The sequence below is a fragment of the Micromonospora sp. BL4 genome, from assembly GCF_003667505.1.
Classification (GTDB): Bacteria; Actinomycetota; Actinomycetes; order Mycobacteriales; family Micromonosporaceae; genus Micromonospora.
The window spans coordinates 1-17,873 of record NZ_RCVJ01000173.1; the positions used below are offsets into that span (position 1 = coordinate 1).

Consider the following 17,873-nt stretch of genomic DNA (forward strand, 5'->3'; position numbering starts at 1 on the left):
CCCCGACGGAGTCCCCCAGCCCGACCCCCACCACCGCGTCTCCGTCGCCGAGCCAGCCGCCGGCCGAGAGCCCGAGCCCGACGCCGACCGCCACCCCGGCGCCGGCCGAGCCGGTGGGCACCGTCGAGTCGACCTGCGACAGCCTCACCTTCACGATCGAGAACCCGGCCGACGGTGAGACCGTCGTCATGACGCTGACCCCGAACGAGGGCGAGGCGAAGACGCTGACCGTCGAGCCCGGCAAGACCGGTTCCGTCTCCTTCGACGCGACCGAGGGTCTGACCGTCACGCCGGCCGCCGAAGGCCTCGAGGACACCGAGCCGATCGCCTGGGAGCAGCCGGCCGAGTGCGACGAGGGCGAGGGTGGCGGCCTGCCGCTCACCGGCACGAACACCACCCTGATCGCGGGCGGCGCCGTCGTCCTGCTGGCCGCCGGTGCGGGCCTCTTCGTGATGGCTCGCCGTCGCCGGCTCCGGTTCACCGTCTGAACCGAACCGCGCTGAACCCGAGGGCGCGCCGACCACCCGGTCGGCGCGCCCTCGGGCGTTTCACCCGGTGCCACGCGCCTCGTGGTGGTCGGTCAGCCCTTCTCCAGGTACTCCGCGCGGTCCTCGTCGACCAGGGCGGTGACCGACGCGGCCAGCGCCGGATGCCGGGTCAGCTCCGGGTCCTCCTCGACCAGGGCGATCGCCTCGGCGCGCGCGTCGCGGATCAGGTCGGCGTCGCGCAGCAGGGAGAGCAGCCGCAGATGTGAGCGGCGCCCGGACTGGGTGGCGCCCAGCACGTCGCCCTCGCGGCGCTGCTCCAGATCCAGCTCGGCGAGCTTGAAGCCGTCGCCGGTGGAGGCCACGGCGTCCAGCCGTTCCCGGGCCGGCGACCCCTCGACCGCCTCGCTGACCAGCAGGCAGAGCCCTGCCGCGGCGCCCCGGCCGACCCGGCCACGCAGCTGGTGCAGCTGGGAGACACCGAAGCGATCGGCGTCCAACACGATCATCACGGTCGCGTTGGGCACGTCCACGCCGACCTCGACCACGGTGGTGGCCACCAGCACGTCCAGGTCACCGCCGGCGAACGAGCGCATCACCGCGTCCTTCTCGTCGGCCGGCAGCCGGCCGTGCAACACGCCGATCCGCAGCCCGTGCAACGGCCCCTCGGCCAGCAGCGGGGCCACCTCGGTCACGGCCAGCGGCGGCCGGCGTCCGTTGTCGTCCAGCGACGGCGGCTCCTCCTCCGAGCCCGGACCGTCACCGATCCGCGGGCAGACCACGTACGCCTGGTGGCCGGCGGCCACCTCCTCGCGCAGCCGGCGCCAGGCACGGTCCAGAAAGGCCGGTTTCTCGGCGGCCGGCACCACGTGCGAGGCGATCGGCGAACGCCCCCGGGGCAACTGGGAGAGGGTGGAGACCTCCAGGTCGCCGTAGACCGTCATCGCCACCGTGCGCGGGATCGGGGTGGCGGTCATCACCAGCACGTGCGGCGGCTGCTCGGCCTTGGCCCGCAGCGCGTCGCGCTGCTCCACCCCGAAGCGGTGCTGCTCGTCGACCACCACCAGACCGAGGTCGGCGAAGTCCACGCCCTCGTAGAGCAGCGCGTGGGTGCCGAGCACGATGCCGGCGGCGCCGCTGGCCACCTCGCCGAGCGCGCGGCGACGAGCGGCCGCGCCCAGCGAGCCGGTGACCAGCTCCACCCGGGTGGCGTGCTCGGCGGAATCCAGCTCGCCGGCCCGCCCGAGCGGCCCGAGGAGGTCGAGCATGCCGCGGTGGTGCTGTGCGGCCAGCACCTCGGTGGGCGCCAGCAGCGCCGCCTGGCCGCCCGCGTCCACCACCTGGAGCATCGCCCGCAACGCCACCACCGTCTTGCCCGAGCCCACCTCGCCCTGCAACAACCGGTGCATCGGGTGCGGGGCGGCCAGGTCGGCGGCGATCTCCACGCCGACGTCGCGCTGGCCGGCGGTCAGCTCGTACGGCAGCCGGGCGTCGAAGGCGTCCAGCAACCCACCGGGGCGCGCCGGACGGGGTCGGGCCGGCCAGTCCGCGGCCCGGTGCTTGCGCTGCACCAGGGTCAGCTGGACGGCGAACGCTTCGTCCCACTTGAGCCGGTGCCGCGCCCGGTAGAGGTTCTCCTTGCTGCTCGGCCGGTGGATCTCCCGCAGCGCGGCGCCCAGCCCGACCAGGTTGCGGCTGGCCCGCACCGTGGCCGGCACCGGATCCTCCGGCGGGGTGAAGGTGTCCAGCACCACCCGCACGCAGCGGGCGATCACCCAGGTCGGCACCGCCGCCGCGGCCGGGTAGACGGGGATCAGCGCGCCGGCGAACTCCTCGATCTCGTCGCTGACCGCCGCCTCGCCGTCGCCGCCCTCACCGAGCAGGACGTACTCCGGGCCGTTGAGCTGACGCTTGCCCCGGAACTCGGTGACCTTGCCGGCGAACAACCCCCACCGGCCCGGACGCAGCTCCCGCTCGCGCCACGCCTGGTTGCCGAAGAAGGTCAGCGTCAGCAACCCGCCGGAGCCGTCACCGACGGTCACCTCCAGCAGGTTGCCCCGGCGTTGGCGCATCGGGCGCACCGCGGTGCGCTGCACCTGGGCCAGCACGGTGACCTGCTCGCCGACGTCCAGCGAGCGGATGTCGGTGTGCTCGCCACGCTCGTCGTAGCGGCGCGGGAAGTGGTAGACGAGATCGCCCGCGGTGTGCAGGTCGAGGTGGGCGGCCAGCGCCTTGGCCGTCTTGTCCCCGACCAGCTTCTTCAGCGGAGTGTCCACCGTGGCCGGTTCGCTCATTCGACCCCCACCAGGAGCGGATAAAACGGCTGGCCGCCCGGGTACGCCTGCACCTCGACGAACGGCCAGCGCCGCGCGACGTGCGCGCGGACGGCATCGGTGAGCCCGGCCGGCGCGTCCACGCCGGCCAGCAACGTGACCAGCTCCCCACCGCCACCGAGCATCCGGTCGACCACCGCCGCGCAGGTGTCGGTCAGGTCGGCGCCGATCAGGTGCACCTCCCCCTCGACCAGCGCCAGCACGTCACCGGGGCGGCACGGGCCGGCGACGGTCAGCGCCTCCCGGCTGGCATGGCAGACCTCGGCGTAGCGGCAGGCGCCCGCCGCCTCGGCCATCGCGATCACGTCGTCCTCGAAGCGGCGGGCGCCGTCGCGGACCGCGAGGGCGGCCAGCGCCTGCACCGGCGAGCGGGTCGGCACCACACTCACCTTGATGCCGTAGCGGTGTGCCTCGCGGGCCGCCGCGCTCGCCACCGCCTCGGTGTTCGGGTCGTTGGGCAGCACCACCACCCGCGCCGCGCCGGTGCTGCGCACCGCGTCCAGCAGCTCCCCGATGGACGGATTGCCCGGCACCACGGTGGCGCCCTCCGCGGCGAAGAGCCCGGCGATCCCGACGCCGGTGGCCACCACCACGGCGGCCCGGCCGTCCGCCGCCGGGCCGGGGGACGGCTCCGGTTGGTCCGCGAAACGGGTCACCGAGATCCGGTACGGGCGGCCGGCGGCGACCCCCGCCTCGATCGCCGCGCCCACGTCGTTGACGTGGACGTGCACGTTCCAGGTGCCCTCCGACTCGCGCCCGTCGCCGACCACGACCAGCGAATCTCCCAGCGCGTCCAGCACCCGGCGCATCCCGGCCACCGCCTCGGCCGGGGCGTCGAGCAGGAACTGCACCTCGTAGGCGTACTCCTCGGAGCCGGTCTCCCGGGCGACCGTGGCGGCCGGCCGGGCGGCGCGCGGCGTCGGCGCGGCGCGCACGGCGACCTCACCGGTGAGCACCTCGACCAGGGCGTCGAGCAGCACGCAGAGGCCCCGGCCGCCCGCGTCGACCACACCGGCACGGGCCAGGGCCGGCAGCTGCTCCGGCGTGCGGGCGAGCGCCTCGGCCGCCGCCCGCGCGGCGGCCCGGGCCACCGCCGGCAGGTCGTCGCTGTCCGCCCGCTCGGCCGCGGCGGCGGCCTCGCCGACCACGGTGAGCAGGGTGCCCTCCTCCGGACGGGCGACCGCCGTGTACGCGGCCGCGGTGCCACCCCGCAGCGCGGCGGCCAGCTCCCGGCCACGGACGGCCGGCGCCGCGGCGGCCGCGTCGGCGAAGCCGCGCAGGATCTGCGAAAGGATCACCCCGGAGTTGCCGCGCGCGCCGAGCAGCGCGCCCTGGGCCATCAGCCGCAACGCGTGCCCGTGCGCGGTCGGCCCGCTGTCGGGGAGCGTGTCCAGGTCCATGGCCAGGGCCTGCTGGGCCGAGGTGAGGGTGAGCACCAGGTTGGTGCCGGTGTCGCCGTCGGGCACCGGATAGACGTTGAGCTCGTCGATCTCGCCCTGGTGGCGCTTCAGCGCGGTCAACCCGGTCGCACACCACCGGCGGACCGCGGCGGCGTCGAGGGTGTCCAGCACGGCCAGAAGCCTACTGGCGCACGCCGACAGCCGTCGGACTCGTCGGGCGTGTCCGTCCGCCCCGGCCCCGGCGCCGAACCCGGCTCGGGCGGTCAGGACGGGAGCCTCGGGTATCCTTGCCGCCGGACCGACCCACCACCCGGCGGACGGGCGCACCAGCACCTGCCGGCCGGGCCACGGGCGGTCGCCCGACCGGGCCGGTTCGCCGGGTCGGCGGGTCATCGGGTAACCTGACCAGGTTGCCCGGGCAGCGCCTGCCGGCGACCTCATGAACGTTTCAATCCCAGGAGTATCCCGTGGCTAGCGTGTGCGACGTCTGTGGCAAGGGACCGGGCTTCGGCCACAACGTGTCCCACTCGCACCGGCGGACCAACCGCCGCTGGAACCCGAACATCCAGTCGGTGCGTACCCCGGCCGGTGGCGGCAACACCAAGAAGTTGCAGGTCTGCACCTCGTGCATCAAGGCCGGCAAGGTCACCCGCGCCTGACGCGGTAGCACCCACCTTCTCGTACGGCTCAGCCGGCGGACCCCTGCGGTCCGCCGGCTCTGTCGTGTCCGCGCCCGGCCGCTGACGACTACGCGACGCGGCCACCCACCCCGGCCGCCCGCCCGGTTACGGTCGCGCTGCGCCGGGCGTCCCGTCCGGTCGGGACGAAGGGGTGACGGGTGCAGCTTGACCTGAGCCGGGACGAGTTGGTCATGGTTGGCTCCGCGCTGGATCTGCTGCGCGGGCTCGGCGACGTGTTGCCCGCGGAAAGCGTGGTCGTGGTCGAGGAACCCGACCTCATCCGCCGCCACGACCTGGAGCGGCGCTGCGCCGCGCTGCCGATCGTGTCCCGGGTGGTGCCGGCCGGGTACCAGACCGGCCTGGACCCGGCGGCGCTGCTGGCCCGGGAACCGGGGCTGGCCGCCGCGCGGCTGGTGGTGCCCGGCCAGGAGTACGGCGTCCTCGCCGCGGCCCAGCTGGCCGGCGCGCTCGGCCTGCCCGGCGCCGGCGTGAAGGCCGCCGAGATCTTCACCGACAAGCACCGGATGCGGGTGCTCGCCGCGGCGGCCGGCCTGACCAACCCGGCGTTCGCGCTGGTCACCACGGCCGCCGAGGCGAGCGAGTTCGCCCGCCGGCAGGGCGGGCGCTGCGTGCTGAAGCCGACCCGCCGGGCCGGCAGCCTCGGCGTGCAGATCGTCGACGACCCGGCGCTGGTCGCCGCCGCCTGGGCCGCCAGCGCCGATCCGGAGACACCTCCCGACGCCATCGCCCACGACCTGCCCACCGCGGTCCTCGCCGAGCAGGTGCTGATCGGCACCGAGCACAGCGTGGAGCTGCTGATCGTCGAGGGCGAGGTGCGGTTCGGCAATGTCACCGACAAGCGGGTGCTTTCCGGTGGACGGCCGGTGGAGACCGGGCACACCGTGCCGTCCGCCCTGCCCGGGGACGCCCGACGGGAACTGCTCGACGTGGCCACCCGGCTGGCCGGCGCCGCCGACTTCGGCACCGGCGTGCTGCACAGCGAGTGGATCCGCACCGCCGACGGCCCCGCGCTGGTGGAGTGCGCGGCGCGGCTCCCCGGCGACCTGATCGCCGTACTGATCTCGGTCGCCTACGAGTGCGGGTTCGTCGGCGCGTACCTGCGCACGCTCCGGGGGGAACGCCCGGCGCTGCCGGCCGGGCCGAGCTGCGCGGCGGCGGTGGAGTTCCTGCTCGCTCCGCCCGGCACCGTCACCGCCGTGGACGGGGTGCGTGCGGCCAGCCGGGTGTCCGGCGTGCTGGACGTCACGGTGGGCGTGACGGTGGGCGACCGGGTGGCCGAGGTCACCTCGTCGGGACGGCGCAGCGGTCAGGTGCTGGCCTGGGGCGCCGACCCGGCGGAGGCGACCGGGGCGGTCGCCCGGGCCGCCGCCCAGATCCGCATCACCACCGGCTGAGAACGCCGGTCACCGGACGGCCGGCGGCTGCCGGGTCTCAGAGGGTACGGCCGAAGGAGACGCAGCCCTCCGCGTCCTTGTAGAAGCCGAAGTTCGGAATCTGCTCGTAGCCGGTGGAGGTGTACATGGCGATCGCCTCGGGCTGCTTGTCCCCGCACTCCAGGACCATCCGCTTGCGGCCCTGCTCGCGGGCCGAGCGCTCGACGGCCGCCAGCACCGTCCGGGCCACGCCCCGCCCCCGGGCCGCCGGGGCGGTGTACATCCGCTTCAGCTCCGCGGTGTCCACGCCGTGACTGCGCCAACCGCCACAGCCGACCGGCTTGCCGGCCAGGTAGGCGACGAGGAACGCCCCGTCCGGCGGCTCGAACTCGGCCGCGTCCACCGGGGTGTCGTCGCCGGTGCCGCCGTAGCGGGCACCGAGGTCGGCCAGCGCGTCGCGGATCAACTGCTGCGCCACCGGCGCGTCGAACCGCACCACCCGGATCTCGATCTCAGTCACACCATCCAGGGTACGGCCGACGCGAGGCCTCACCGGAAGTGGTCCCAGCCCCGCGGCCCCTCGTAGGACGCACCATCGACGGTGACCCCGGCACCGGCCGTGACCAGGCCGATCGGCCGCCAGTCCGCCGGCAACGCCACCGCCGGCGGGAAGGTCGCGGCCAACGCGTGGTCCTCGCCACCGGCCAGGAGCCAGGTGTACGGGTCGATGCCGAGCGCCTGTGCGGCGTCGGCCATCTGCCGGGGCACCTCGAACGCGTCCCGGCGCACGTCGATCGCCACCCCGCTGGCCGTCGCCACGTGCCCGAGGTCGGCGAGCAGTCCGTCCGACACGTCGATCATCGACGTCGCGCCGAGCCGGGCGGCCTGCGGTCCGGCCTGGTACGGCACCTGCGGCCGCCGGTACGCCTCGACCAGCAGCCGCGGTGTGCGAAAGCCGCGGGTGAGCACGGTCAGGCCGGCTGCCGCGTACCCGGTGCGGCCGGCCAGGGCCAGCACGTCGCCGGGGCGGGCGCCGGAGCGCACCACGGGCGGACGGCCGCCGAGGTCGCCCAGCGCGGTGACCGCGACGGTCAGGGTGGGGCTGGACGACATGTCCCCGCCGACCACGCTCGCGCCGACCGTGGCCGCCTCCTCGGCCAGCCCGTCGGCCAGCTCCTCGGCCCAGCTGGTCTCCAGGTCCGCCGGCATGCAGAGGGCGACCAGCAGGGCGGTCGGGGTGGCGCCCATCGCCGCGATGTCGGCCAGGTTCGCCGCCGCGGCCCGGTGCCCGACGTCCCGGGCCGAGCACCAGTCCCGCCGGAAGTGCCGCCCGTCGACCAGCACGTCGGTGGAGGCGGCGACCCGGGCGTCCGGGGCGGCCACCACCGCCGCGTCGTCCCCTGGGCCGAGCAGGGTGGTAGATCCGACCGGCAGGCGGGCCGTGATCCGCCCGATCAACCCGAACTCGCCGATACCGCCCACGCTGGCGACACCGCCGGCGTTCCGTCCGTTCTGCCCGGCACCGCCGCGCTCGCTCACTGCTGCTCCTTGACCACCGATAGGGATCAGACCTGGTCCGTAAGGTAGTTTCACCCTTCGGGCCGCCCCTGGGCGGCGACGGACGGAGGTCGAGTCGTGGTACAGGCGTACATCCTCATCCAGACCGAGGTCGGCCGCGCACGTGACGTGGCCGGTCTCATCGCGGACCTTGCCGGCGTGGTACGCGTCGACGCCGTCACCGGGCCGTACGACGTGGTCGTCCTCACCGAGGCGAACACCGTCGACGAGCTCGGCAAACTCATCGTCAGCAAGGTGCAGATGGTGCCTGGCATCACGCGCACCCTCACGTGTTCGGTGGTGCGGCTGTAAGTGGACGAGATGGCTACCTCCTCCGCCGCTGACAACGACGACCGGCCCGCCGAGACGCGCGACGGCACGCCCGAGCCGGCTGACCGTATCCGCGAGCCGGCCGACCCGGCCGCCGACGCGCCGGCCGGCCGGGACCGGACCATCCGCGGCGCGGCCCTGCTGGCCACGTTGATCGCGTTGCCGGTCACGCTGCTGGTGGCCGTGCTGGCCTTCAGCAAGCTCTCGCCGGCCGAGCCGGCCGCCGCGCCGAGCCCCACCGCCGCCCGGGTGCAGTCCACCGCTCCGGTCGAGATGGCCGCCCCGGCGCTGGCCGCCCGCCCGGCCACGGTCTGTCGCGCCCTGCTCTCCCAGCTGCCGTCGACCATCCGCGACCTGCCTCAGCGCCCGGTCACCGCCGGCCCGGAGCAGAACGCCGCGTACGGCGACCCCGCCCTCACCGTGGCCTGCGGCGGTGCCGAGCCGACCATCCCGGCCACCGACGAGGTCTGGACGGTCAACCGGGTCTGCTGGCATTCGGCCGAGCAGGACGACGCCACGGTGCTGACCACGGTCGATCGGGAGACGGCGGTGTCGGTGCGCATTCCGCGCTCCTACGAGCAGCCGTTGCAGTGGGTGGCGCCGATCTCCAACGCGGTCGTCGCCTCGGTGCTCACCGGCGGCGACGTTCCCGCCGGCTGCCGGGCCTGACCCGACCCGCGTTCCACCGGAACGTGGTGCCGCGGGCCGGCGCCCGGTGGCTCAGTGCAGGCCGACGCCGCGCCGCTGCGCGGTGCGGATCAGGCGGTTGACCAGCTTCGGATACTCCAGGCCGGAGGCCGCCCACATGCGGGGGAACATCGACGTCGGGGTGAACCCGGGCATGGTGTTGATCTCGTTGAGGTACACGTCCAGCTCCGGGGTGACGAAGAAGTCGGCCCGGGCCAGACCGGCGCAGTCCAGCGCGGTGAACGCGCGGACGGCGTACTCCTGCACCTGGCGGGTCACCTTCTCGGGCAGCCCGGCCGGAATGTCGTACTCGCAGGAGTCGTCGAGGTACTTCGCCTCGAAGTCGTAGAAGTCGTGGTCGGCGACGACGCGCACCTCGGCCAGCACGGACGCCTCGGGCGCGCCTCCGGCCTCGCCCTCCAGCACACCGCACTCGATCTCCCGGCCGATGACGGCGGCCTCGATGATGACCTTCGGGTCGAACTGCCGGGCGGTGGCGACCGCCGCGTCCAGCTGCGCCCAGTCGGTGACGCGGGTGATGCCGAACGACGAGCCGGCCCGGGACGGCTTGACGAAGACCGGCAGGCCGAGCCGCTCCTTGTCCTGCTCGGTGAGCGTCATCCCGTTGCGCAGCACCGCGTACGAGCCGACCGGGATGCCCTCGATCGCGCAGAGCTTCTTGGTGAACTCCTTGTCCATGGCGGCGGCGGAGGCGAACACGTTCGCCCCGACGTAGGGGATGCCGGCCATCTCCAACATGCCCTGGATGGTGCCGTCCTCGCCGTAGGTGCCGTGCAGCACCGGAAAGACCACGTCCACGTCGGCCAGCGCGCGGGGGCCCTCGGTCGGGTCGAGCACCATCAGCCCGTTGCCGGTCGGGTCGGCACGCAGCACGATGTCCGCGCCGGACTCCGCGGTGATCTCCGGGAGCTGGCGGGCGTTGATCGCGAGCTGCGCGGGGTCTCCGCTGGTCAGCACCCACTGGCCGGCCCGGGTGATGCCGACCGGCACCACCTCGTACTCGTCGGGGTCGAGGGCGCCGAACACGCTGCCGGCGCTGACGCAGGAGATGCCGTGCTCCGGGCTGCGGCCGCCGAAGACGATCGCCACGCGGGTCTTGCCTGGGGTGGTCACTCCGGTCACCTCTTCGTACGCGACTGCGGCTGGTCGTGCTCGCCGGTGGCGCTCACCCGGTTGACCTTACTGTGCGTGGCGGTGGGGCGAGGCGATACCCGGCGAGCCACAGCGCGACACGGCAATCGGTCAACAGAGGATATACGGTGCGTGACGGGAGGTTGGTCCTGCGTAGACGGGGGGTCAGCTCAGTCCCGGGCGTGCCGGCGACCGACCGCGATCACCTTCACCCGCTGGCGGCCGGCCCGCACCATGCCCAGGGCCATGAAAGCCCCGGCAATCCGGTCGGCGGCCTCCCGGCTGCTGGCGCCGACCACCTGCCGGCGTCGCTCGGGCGCGGTCCGTTCGTTGCGCTCGACGCCCTCGACGGGGCGCACGTCGGTGAGCACCACCAGGAAGCGGGTCATCGTCGGCCGTCCGGGTGTACGGCGGGGGGCTCCGGACCGGTGCGCACGTCGTCTCCTTCCGGCGGGCCGGGATGGCGGCGGCACGCGACGATCGGGTACGGGGGAGAAACCCGATCGCCGCGCGCCCCATCCCCTCCGGTCGCTCACCACCACCGTCGCCACGACAACCGGCAGTGAGGACGCGATGACAGATTGACACGTGTACAGCCGTGAATGCAACTCTCATCGACGTTCTCTCATGCAGACGTTCCCACAAATGTGTGCGACCATCGATGCATGGCCCCGAAGACCGCCCGTGCCCGCCGGCTCGGCATCGCCCTGCGCCACCATCGGGAAGCCGCCGGGCTGACGCTCGAGACCGCCGCGGATGAGATCAACAGCACCCGCAGCACCCTCTCGCGCTACGAGAACGCGCAGACACTGATCAGCCCGGCCACCGTGCGCGCCCTGCTCACGTCGTACGGGGTGGGCGCCGACGAGGTGGCCGCGGCGGTGCAGCTCGCCAAGGACGCCCGCAAGCCGGGCTGGTGGGTGTCGTACTCCTACCTGCTGGACCCGCGCACCATCGACTTCATCGCCCTGGAGGCCGAGGCCACCGCCATCGCCAACTTCGAGCCCTCGGTGGTGCCCGGCCTGCTGCAGACCGCCGACTACATCCGTGGCGTGATGCGCGGCGGCCCGCACACCCTCGGCGACGACCTGGTGGAGCAACGGGTCAAGGTCCGCCTCGACCGGCAGGAGCGGCTCACCGGCGACGACCCGCCCATCCTCGACGCGATCATCGACGAGGGCGCGCTGCTACGCCCGGTCGGCGACCGGTCCGTGATGGACGGGCAGCTGCGCCACCTGGTCAAGATGGCCGAGCTGCCGAACATCTCCGTCCAGGTGATCCCGCTCTCCGCCGGCTACCACCGGGGCACCCGGGGCTCGCTGCACATCCTGGAGTTCGCCGACCCGGAGGACCCGATCATCGCCTCGGTGGAGACCGTCGCCGGCCAGATGATCCTCGACCGCGCCGGCGAGACGCGTACCTGCACCAAGATCATGGAGCACCTGCGGAGCGTGGCGCTCAGCCCGGCCGACAGTCGCACGCAGCTCCTGTCACTCCTGAAGGGACGGTAGGACCGATGACACCGACGATCACAGCGGCGCTGGCCGCGGCGGCGTGGCGCAAGAGCAGCCGCAGCGGCGACCAGGGCGCCTGCGTGGAGGTGGCCGCGATCCCCCGACTGGTCGCCGTGCGCGACTCCAAGGACCCGGCCGGCCCGGCACTGCTGTTCCCGCCGGCCGCCTGGGCCGCCTTCGCCCAGGCCCCGCCGCGCCGCTGACCGGACGAGGCGGGCTCGACCCGCCTCGAGGGCCCGCCCCGGGTCCGTCGACTCAGGCGACCAGCGGGCCGGGCTCCGGCACGGCGCGCAGCGCCTCCAGGGCGGCGATGGCCACGCCCCGGGCGCCGGCCATGTCCCGCTCGGGCACCAGGGCGAAGGTGGCCACGGCCGCCTGCTCCTCGCGGAGCACGGTGTGCTCGCGCACCGTCGCCAGGAACCAGTCGCGGAACTCCGGCGCCGCCTCCACCACCCCGCCGCCGACGAAGTACGCGTGCGGGTCGGTGAAGTTGGCCGCCACGGTGAACAGCCGGCCCAGCGCCATCGCCTGCTGGGTGAAGAGGTCCCGGGCCAGCGCGTCCCCCCGCTCGCCGTAGCCGCGGACCAGCTTCGCCGCGCGGGCGACCGACTCGGCGGCGAGCGGGTGGTCGGGGTACCGGGTCAGCCAGTACGGCAGCAGGTTGCGCTCGATGCCGGTCAGCGAGGCCACGCTCTCGACGTCCCCGGTGAAGCCGCAGGCGCAGGTGGGCTCCGGCTGCTCCGGGCCGAGCAGCCCGGTGAGCGGGATGTGCACGTGACCCAGCTCGCCGGCCATCCCGGCCGCGCCGGCGATCACGCGCCCGCTCTCGACGACGCCACCGCCGAGGCCGGTGCCGACGATCGCGGAGACCGATGACCGGTTCATCGCCTCGGCGCCGAAGTACGCGTGGTGGGCGTAGAGCGCGGCCGCGTTGCCGTCGTTGTGGTAGACCACCGGCAGGCCCAGCCGTCGCTCCAGCGCGCCCCGCACGTCGAAGCCACGCCAGGCCGGCTGGGAGAAGTTGGTCGAGCCCCGCGACGAGATGACGCCGGTGGCGCTGGCCGGGCCCGGAGTGTCCAGCCCGACCGCCCGGACCAGTTCGCGGGGCACACCGGTCTGCGCCAGAGCGCCGTCCAGCGCCCGGGCCAACGCCTCGATCGCGGCGTCGGGACCGGCCCGCACCTCGCTGGGGATCTCCAGCAGACCGTCCACCAGGAACCGGCCGTCCACCGTCAGCACGGTGGCGTTGTTGCTGGTCCCGCCGTTGTCCAACCCGACGACCACCGGCACCCCTGCGCTGCCCACCGAAACCGCCTCCCGCCGTCATGATTGTGAGCCGAGGCTAGTGCCAAGACCCCTCCCCCGCCATGCCCGCCTTCCCCGGCCGGGCGGGCGTACCCCGGTGTCGATCCGGTCCTCGACCCGCCTCCGACCGGATCAGGCGGAGCGGCGGGTGGGGCGGCGGGCGATCACCGCCGTGCCGTCCAGGTCCTCGTCCCGCCGCACGGTCGGCACCAGCCCGAGGGCGTCGAACGCCCCGCAGAGCGCGTCCGCCTGCACGACGCTGACCTCCACCACCAGGTGCCCACCGGGCGCCAGCCACCGGGCCGCGCCGGCAGCGACCCGGCGCAGCACCGCGAGGCCGTCCGGTCCGCCGTCGAGCGCCACCGGCGCCTCGTGCAGGCGCGCCTCGGCGGGCATCAGCGCCACCGCGTCGGTCGGCACGTACGGGGCGTTGGCGACCACCAGGTCCAGCCGACCCCGCCAGTGCTCCGGCAGCGGCGCGAACAGGTCGCCCTCGAACACCTCGGCGGTCAGCCCGGCGAGGTTGCGGCGGGCGCACGCCACGGCCGCCGGGTCGATGTCGGCGGCGGCCAGCCAACGCGGCACGAGCCGGTGCGCCAACGCGACGGTGGTGGCCCCGGAGCCGCAGCAGAGGTCGACCACGGCCGGCGCCGGGCCGGTCACCGCGGCCGCCGCCTCGACCAGCAGGGCGGTCCGGCCGCGCGGCACGAAGACTCCCGGGGCGACGGCGATCCGCAGGCCGCAGAACTCCGCCCAGCCGAGCAGGTGCTCCAGCGGTTCGCCGGCCACCCGGCGCTCGGTCAGGTCGGCCAACGCCGCCGGGGTGTCGGCCGCGGCCAGCAGCAGGTCGGCCTCGTCCTCGGCGTAGACGCAACCGGCGGTCCGCAGTCGACGCACGAGGGCCGGCCGGTCGGTGGGGAACGGTGGTGCCATGGGATACCTCCGGGAAACGCTCGCCGGCGCTCCCGTGGCCGCTAGTGCGGCCGGGACACGGGAGGAAGCGCCGGTCCGGTCGGCTGACGGATCGGACTCACCTCCTCCGGTCGGGTGCCCGCCGGTGCGGGCCGCCGACACGATAACTCAGGCCGATCCGGCGGCGTCCAGCGCGGCGGCGATGTCGGCCACCAGGTCGACCGTGTCCTCCACTCCGCAGGAGAGCCGGACGAAGCCGGGGGCGGTGTCGTCGCCCCACTGCGCCCGCCGGTCCGCGGTGGTGTGCAGGCCACCGAAGGAGGTGGCGGCCACCACCAGCCGGGCGGCCTCGACGAAACGGCTCACCCGGTCGGCGTCGCCCAGGTCGAACGAGAGCACCCCGGGCATCCGGCGCATCTGCGCCGAGGCCACCGGGTACGCGGGGTCGTCGGGGCGTCCCGGCCAGCGCAGGCCGGTCACGTCGGGCCGGCCTGCGAGCAGGTCGGCAACCGCGGCGGCGTTGGCGCTCTGTCGGGCCAGCCGCAGGTCGAGCGTGCCCAACGAGCGGTGCGCCAGCCAGGCGTCGAACGCGCCCGGCACCGAGCCGGTGGTGGTGCGCCAGCCCGTCACCGCCTCGATCAGCTCGGTCGACCGGCTGGCCACGTAGCCCAGCAGCAGGTCGGAGTGACCGGTGAGCGCCTTCGTGCCCGAGGCGACCACCAGGTCGGCGCCGAGGTCCAGCGGACGCTGGCCGAGCGGGGTCGCCGTGGTGTTGTCCACGGCGAGCAGCGCGCCGGCGGCGTGCGCCTGCTTTGCGAGGGCGGCCACGTCGACCACGTCCAGGCCCGGGTTGGCCGGGGTCTCCACCAGCACCAGCCGGACGCCCTCCAGCGACGGGTACGGCCCGACGGTCGGAACGAAGAGCACGCGGACGCCGATCGCCTCCAGCACGTCGGTGGCGAATGCGCGGACCGGGAAGTATCCGTCGGTGGGCAGCACCACGGTGTCCCCCGGGCGCAGCAGGGTGAGCAGCATCCCGGTGATGGCCGCCTGCCCGGTGGCGAAGACGCGGCAGTCGCCACCCTCCAGCTCCCCCACGGCCGCCTCCAGCAGCCGCCGCGTGGGATTGTCGGGGCGTCCGTAGCCGTTCGGCGAGCCGGCCGGGCCCTGCCACGGGTCGAGGTGGTACGGCGCGGCGAGGACCGGCCCGGGCAGGAAGGGGTCACCAGGCGCCGGCTCGGGCAGCCCGGCGTGCACACAGCGGGTGCCGTCACCCAGATCGCTCATCGGGTTCCTCACTCGTACGACTCGGGTTTGGCGGTCCGGCTCATCAGGGTGTCCACGGCGAGGCGGGGGTCCATCCCCTCGTGGCAGATCCGCTCGACCTGCTCGGTGATCGGCATCTCGACACCGTGCGCCCGCGCCAGGTCACGGATCGCCAGGCAGCTCTTCACACCCTCGGCGGTCTGCCGGGTGGCGGCCTGGGCCTGCTCCAGCGTCTCGCCCCGGCCCAGATGCTCGCCGAAGGTGCGGTTCCGGGCCAGCGGGGAGGAGCAGGAGGCGACCAGGTCGCCCATGCCCGCCAGGCCGGCGAACGTGATCGGATCCGCGCCGAGCGCCACACCCAGGCGGGCCGTCTCGGCCAGTCCGCGGGTCATCAGCATGGCCCGGGTGTTGTCGCCGAAGCCCATCGCGGTGGCGATGCCGTACGACAGGGCGATCACGTTCTTGACCGCCCCGCCCAGCTCGCAGCCGATCACGTCGTCGTTCGTGTACGGGCGCAGGTAGGGCGTCCGGATCGACGCCTGCACGAGCGCGGTGCGGTGGCTGTTCGTCCCGGCGACCACGGTGGCGGCCGGCTGCTCGGCGGCGATCTCCGGGGCCAGGTTCGGGCCGGAGACCACCACCACCCGGTCGGCGGCCACGCCGGCGGTCTCGACGATGACCTCGCTCATCCGCTTGGTGGTGCCGAGCTCGATGCCCTTCATCAGCGACACCAGGGTGGCGTCCGGGTGCAGGTGCCCGGTCCATTCGGCGAGGTTGCCGCGCAGGGTCTGCGACGGCACGGCCAGCACCACCAGTTCGGCGCCGGTGATCGCCTCGACGGCGTCGTGGGTGGCGGTGACCCGGCCCGGCAGCAGCAGGTCCGGCAGGTACTCCGGGTTGCGGCGCTCGGTGCGGATGCTCTCCGCCACCGGCGCGCGCCGGGCCCACACCGTCACGTCCCGCCCCGCGTCGGCGAGGATCTTGGCGAACGCGGTGCCCCAGGAGCCGGCGCCCAGGACCGCGACGTGCCCGGTCACGCCACACCACCCTGCTGCTGGCGCTCGGCGGACGGTCGGGCCGGCCGTTCCCACAGCGGTGGCGGGGTGCCACCACGAATCTCGGCGAGCATGTCGCGCAGCCGCAGCATGATGGCGTCCGTCATCTCCTCGAGGGTGGCCCGCGTCGGCGGGGCGCCCGCCCACCGGCTCAGATCGATCGGTTCGCCGGCGACCACGGTCACCGGGATCCGCGGGCGCAGGTTGAGCCGGGTGGTCCGCGGGTCGAAGATCCGCTCCGGCCCCCACATCACCAGCGGCACCACGGGCGCGCCGGTGGCCAGCGCCAGCCGGGCGGCGCCGGTCTTGGCCTTCATCGGCCACAGCTCCGGCTGCCGGGTGGTGGTGCCCTCCGGGTAGATCACCACCGCGCCGCCCTCGTCGAGCGCGGCGACCGAGGCGTCCAGCGAGCGGACCGCGTCCACGCTGCCCCGCTCGACCGGGATCTGCCGGCACCGGTGCAGGATCCAGCCGATCACCGGCACCCGGAACACGCTGGCCTTGCCCAGGTACTGCGGCCACCGGCCGGAGTCGTAGACGAAGTGCGCGGACACCAACGGGTCGGCGTGCGAGATGTGGTTGGCGACGATGATCATGCCGCCGTCCCGGCCGAGGTGCTCCATGCCGCGCCAGGTACGCCGGGTCCAGACGGTCATCACCGGCTTCACCAGCGCCACGGCGAACCGTTGCCAGAACCCCAGCCTCCGCCGTGCCACTGTGCCTCCTCGTCCCGCCCCGACCCCGCCGCGAACCCCGCTCGCGACGCCCGCAGCGGAAATCATGCCTGCTCGCCCCCGGTACGGCCAGCGAGGGTCCCGCCGTCCGGCTGGCAGGATTGCCGACGTGAGTCAGTCGGGGTGGGCCGTGGTGGTGCCGGTGAAGCGTCTGACCGCAGCCAAGAGCCGGTTGCGGGGCGCGCTGCCCGGCGTACCGCACGAGGAGCTGGCGCTGGCCCTGGCGGCTGACACACTCCGCGCGGTGCTGGCCTGCCCGGCGGTCGTCGAGGTTCTGGTGGTGACCGACGACGCCCGGGTGGCGGCGGCGGCGCGGACCGCCGGCGCACGGGTGCTGCCCGACGAGCCGGACGCCGGCCTGAACGCCGCGTTCCGGCACGGCGCGGCGGGCGTGCCCGCCGGGTGGGTGGCGGGGCTCACCGCCGACCTGCCGGCGCTGCGCCCGGCCGAGCTGGCCGGCGCGCTGCTCGCGGCGCGGACCGGCCGGGCGAGGGTCCGCCGGTTCGTGCCGGACGCTCCGGGCGACGGCACCGTGCTGCTCACGGCGCCGCCCGGCATCCCTCTGGACCCCCGGTTCGGAACGGACTCGGCGGCGGCGCACACGGCGAGCGGGGCGCTGCCCCTGAGCGGGGACTGGCCCAGCCTGCGCCGGGACGTGGACACCGCCGCGGACCTGGCCGCCGCCGCCCGGCTCGGGCTGGGGCCGCGCACCGCCACGCTCCTCGCCGCCGCCGCCGACCGTCCGGCCCGCTCCGCGGGCTGACCCACCGGTGTACGGTGCCAGCATGCAAGGCACGGTGGCCAGCTACGACGCGGCGACGCGCAGCGGCGTCCTGCTGCTCGACGACGGCACCGAGTTGCGCTTTCCCGCCCGGGCCTTCGACGCCTCCGGGCTGCGGCTGCTCCGGCTCGGCCAGCGGGTCCGCATCGACACCGATCCCGACGGCGAGGTCGTCCGGGTGACATTGCCGACGATGAGCTGACCCGTCGAGGCCAAGTTCATTTTGCGTTAACCCGAATCGGGTGATTATGAGCGGGTGAGCACCCCTCGCGAGCACCCGGCCAGCCC

At 74.6% G+C, this 17,873-nt stretch carries 20 protein-coding genes; 9 read left to right on the forward strand and 11 right to left on the reverse strand.

From position 1 onward, the window contains the following. Positions 1 to 488: LAETG motif-containing sortase-dependent surface protein (locus EAD89_RS23560; RefSeq protein WP_121677256.1), on the forward strand; the 488-nt coding region annotated here is incomplete at its 5' end. A 92-nt stretch (positions 489 to 580) separates the two neighbouring features. On the opposite strand, the gene recG is transcribed toward EAD89_RS23560, so the two are convergent. After that, positions 581 to 2,779, reverse strand: coding sequence for an ATP-dependent DNA helicase RecG (gene recG / locus EAD89_RS23565; protein WP_121677246.1), 2,199 nt, complete (start codon positions 2,777 to 2,779; stop codon positions 581 to 583). Then, positions 2,776 to 4,389 carry a DAK2 domain-containing protein gene (locus tag EAD89_RS23570; protein ID WP_121677247.1) on the reverse strand — a complete coding sequence of 538 codons (1,614 nt, stop codon included), beginning with the start codon at positions 4,387 to 4,389 and terminating at the stop codon, positions 2,776 to 2,778. The genes recG and EAD89_RS23570 overlap by 4 nt, the downstream gene beginning before the upstream one ends. A gap of 296 nt (positions 4,390 to 4,685) precedes the next feature. Between EAD89_RS23570 and rpmB the strand changes: the two genes are divergently transcribed. Further along, on the forward strand, positions 4,686 to 4,877 hold the full coding sequence (gene rpmB / locus EAD89_RS23575; RefSeq protein WP_007456456.1) for a 50S ribosomal protein L28: 192 nt from the start codon (positions 4,686 to 4,688) through the stop codon (positions 4,875 to 4,877). 179 nt (positions 4,878 to 5,056) lie between these two features. Beyond that, positions 5,057 to 6,313: an ATP-grasp domain-containing protein gene (locus tag EAD89_RS23580; protein ID WP_121677248.1), complete on the forward strand. Its 1,257-nt coding sequence runs from the start codon at positions 5,057 to 5,059 to the stop codon at positions 6,311 to 6,313. Between the two features lie 37 nt (positions 6,314 to 6,350). On the opposite strand, the gene EAD89_RS23585 is transcribed toward EAD89_RS23580, so the two are convergent. Together EAD89_RS23585 and EAD89_RS23590 are read right to left on the reverse strand one after the other, a co-directional pair. Further along, entirely contained in the window at positions 6,351 to 6,812 is a 462-nt protein-coding gene (locus EAD89_RS23585; protein ID WP_121677249.1) for a GNAT family N-acetyltransferase, read from the reverse strand. A 29-nt stretch (positions 6,813 to 6,841) separates the two neighbouring features. Continuing rightward, complete coding sequence (locus EAD89_RS23590; protein ID WP_121677250.1) at positions 6,842 to 7,831, reverse strand: thiamine-phosphate kinase; 990 nt, start codon at positions 7,829 to 7,831, stop codon at positions 6,842 to 6,844. Between the two features lie 96 nt (positions 7,832 to 7,927). Here EAD89_RS23590 and EAD89_RS23595 point away from each other — a divergent pair, with 96 nt between their 5' ends. Both EAD89_RS23595 and EAD89_RS23600 read left to right on the forward strand, forming a co-directional pair. Further along, positions 7,928 to 8,161, forward strand: a complete 234-nt coding sequence (locus EAD89_RS23595) for an Lrp/AsnC ligand binding domain-containing protein (RefSeq protein ID WP_013284547.1) — start codon at positions 7,928 to 7,930, stop codon at positions 8,159 to 8,161. Then, positions 8,162 to 8,848 (forward strand): DUF3515 family protein, encoded by a 687-nt coding sequence (locus tag EAD89_RS23600; RefSeq protein WP_233579027.1) that lies wholly within the window; start codon positions 8,162 to 8,164, stop codon positions 8,846 to 8,848. 51 nt (positions 8,849 to 8,899) lie between these two features. Here the strand turns inward: EAD89_RS23600 and EAD89_RS23605 are convergent, their stop codons facing one another. Together EAD89_RS23605 and EAD89_RS23610 are read right to left on the reverse strand one after the other, a co-directional pair. Further along, complete coding sequence (locus EAD89_RS23605) at positions 8,900 to 10,000, reverse strand: D-alanine--D-alanine ligase family protein (RefSeq protein ID WP_121677251.1); 1,101 nt, start codon at positions 9,998 to 10,000, stop codon at positions 8,900 to 8,902. A gap of 188 nt (positions 10,001 to 10,188) precedes the next feature. Continuing rightward, entirely contained in the window at positions 10,189 to 10,407 is a 219-nt protein-coding gene (locus tag EAD89_RS23610; RefSeq protein ID WP_121654023.1) for a hypothetical protein, read from the reverse strand. 276 nt (positions 10,408 to 10,683) lie between these two features. On the opposite strand from EAD89_RS23610, the gene EAD89_RS23615 reads away from it, so the two are divergent. Together EAD89_RS23615 and EAD89_RS23620 are read left to right on the forward strand one after the other, a co-directional pair. Next, positions 10,684 to 11,529: a helix-turn-helix transcriptional regulator gene (locus EAD89_RS23615; protein WP_121677252.1), complete on the forward strand. Its 846-nt coding sequence runs from the start codon at positions 10,684 to 10,686 to the stop codon at positions 11,527 to 11,529. A gap of 5 nt (positions 11,530 to 11,534) precedes the next feature. Next, positions 11,535 to 11,735 carry a DUF397 domain-containing protein gene (locus EAD89_RS23620; protein WP_121654021.1) on the forward strand — a complete coding sequence of 67 codons (201 nt, stop codon included), beginning with the start codon at positions 11,535 to 11,537 and terminating at the stop codon, positions 11,733 to 11,735. Positions 11,736 to 11,787: 52 nt separating this feature from the next. Here the strand turns inward: EAD89_RS23620 and EAD89_RS23625 are convergent, their stop codons facing one another. The 5 genes from EAD89_RS23625 to EAD89_RS23645 all read right to left on the reverse strand — a co-directional run bounded on the left by EAD89_RS23625 (position 11,788) and on the right by EAD89_RS23645 (position 16,786). Then, complete coding sequence (locus EAD89_RS23625) at positions 11,788 to 12,837, reverse strand: ROK family protein (RefSeq protein WP_121677253.1); 1,050 nt, start codon at positions 12,835 to 12,837, stop codon at positions 11,788 to 11,790. A gap of 132 nt (positions 12,838 to 12,969) precedes the next feature. Then, positions 12,970 to 13,770: a putative protein N(5)-glutamine methyltransferase gene (locus EAD89_RS23630; protein WP_121677254.1), complete on the reverse strand. Its 801-nt coding sequence runs from the start codon at positions 13,768 to 13,770 to the stop codon at positions 12,970 to 12,972. A 147-nt stretch (positions 13,771 to 13,917) separates the two neighbouring features. Next, a complete protein-coding gene (locus EAD89_RS23635; protein WP_121657166.1) occupies positions 13,918 to 15,036 on the reverse strand; it encodes a cystathionine gamma-lyase in 1,119 nt (372 codons plus the stop codon). An 8-nt stretch (positions 15,037 to 15,044) separates the two neighbouring features. Then, positions 15,045 to 16,052, reverse strand: a complete 1,008-nt coding sequence (locus EAD89_RS23640; RefSeq protein ID WP_121657165.1) for an NAD(P)H-dependent glycerol-3-phosphate dehydrogenase — start codon at positions 16,050 to 16,052, stop codon at positions 15,045 to 15,047. Further along, a complete protein-coding gene (locus EAD89_RS23645; RefSeq protein WP_121657164.1) occupies positions 16,049 to 16,786 on the reverse strand; it encodes a 1-acyl-sn-glycerol-3-phosphate acyltransferase in 738 nt (245 codons plus the stop codon). The genes EAD89_RS23640 and EAD89_RS23645 overlap by 4 nt, the downstream gene beginning before the upstream one ends. A gap of 127 nt (positions 16,787 to 16,913) precedes the next feature. On the opposite strand from EAD89_RS23645, the gene cofC reads away from it, so the two are divergent. Beyond that, positions 16,914 to 17,567 carry a 2-phospho-L-lactate guanylyltransferase gene (gene cofC, locus EAD89_RS23650; protein WP_121677255.1) on the forward strand — a complete coding sequence of 218 codons (654 nt, stop codon included), beginning with the start codon at positions 16,914 to 16,916 and terminating at the stop codon, positions 17,565 to 17,567. 22 nt (positions 17,568 to 17,589) lie between these two features. Further along, positions 17,590 to 17,787: a cold-shock protein gene (locus EAD89_RS23655; RefSeq protein WP_121677258.1), complete on the forward strand. Its 198-nt coding sequence runs from the start codon at positions 17,590 to 17,592 to the stop codon at positions 17,785 to 17,787. Positions 17,788 to 17,873: the final 86 nt, after the last annotated feature.

Bases quoted from the DNA above. Each gene is read 5' to 3' on its own strand.
- recG (WP_121677246.1), bottom strand. From the start codon at position 2,779: ATGAGCGAACCGGCCACGGTGGACACTCCGCTGAAGAAGCTGGTCGGG.
- EAD89_RS23610 (WP_121654023.1), bottom strand. From the start codon at position 10,407: ATGACCCGCTTCCTGGTGGTGCTCACCGACGTGCGCCCCGTCGAGGGC.
- EAD89_RS23615 (WP_121677252.1), top strand. From the start codon at position 10,684: ATGGCCCCGAAGACCGCCCGTGCCCGCCGGCTCGGCATCGCCCTGCGC.
- EAD89_RS23620 (WP_121654021.1), top strand. From the start codon at position 11,535: ATGACACCGACGATCACAGCGGCGCTGGCCGCGGCGGCGTGGCGCAAG.
- EAD89_RS23630 (WP_121677254.1), bottom strand. From the start codon at position 13,770: ATGGCACCACCGTTCCCCACCGACCGGCCGGCCCTCGTGCGTCGACTG.
- EAD89_RS23635 (WP_121657166.1), bottom strand. From the start codon at position 15,036: ATGAGCGATCTGGGTGACGGCACCCGCTGTGTGCACGCCGGGCTGCCC.
- EAD89_RS23655 (WP_121677258.1), top strand. From the start codon at position 17,590: ATGCAAGGCACGGTGGCCAGCTACGACGCGGCGACGCGCAGCGGCGTC.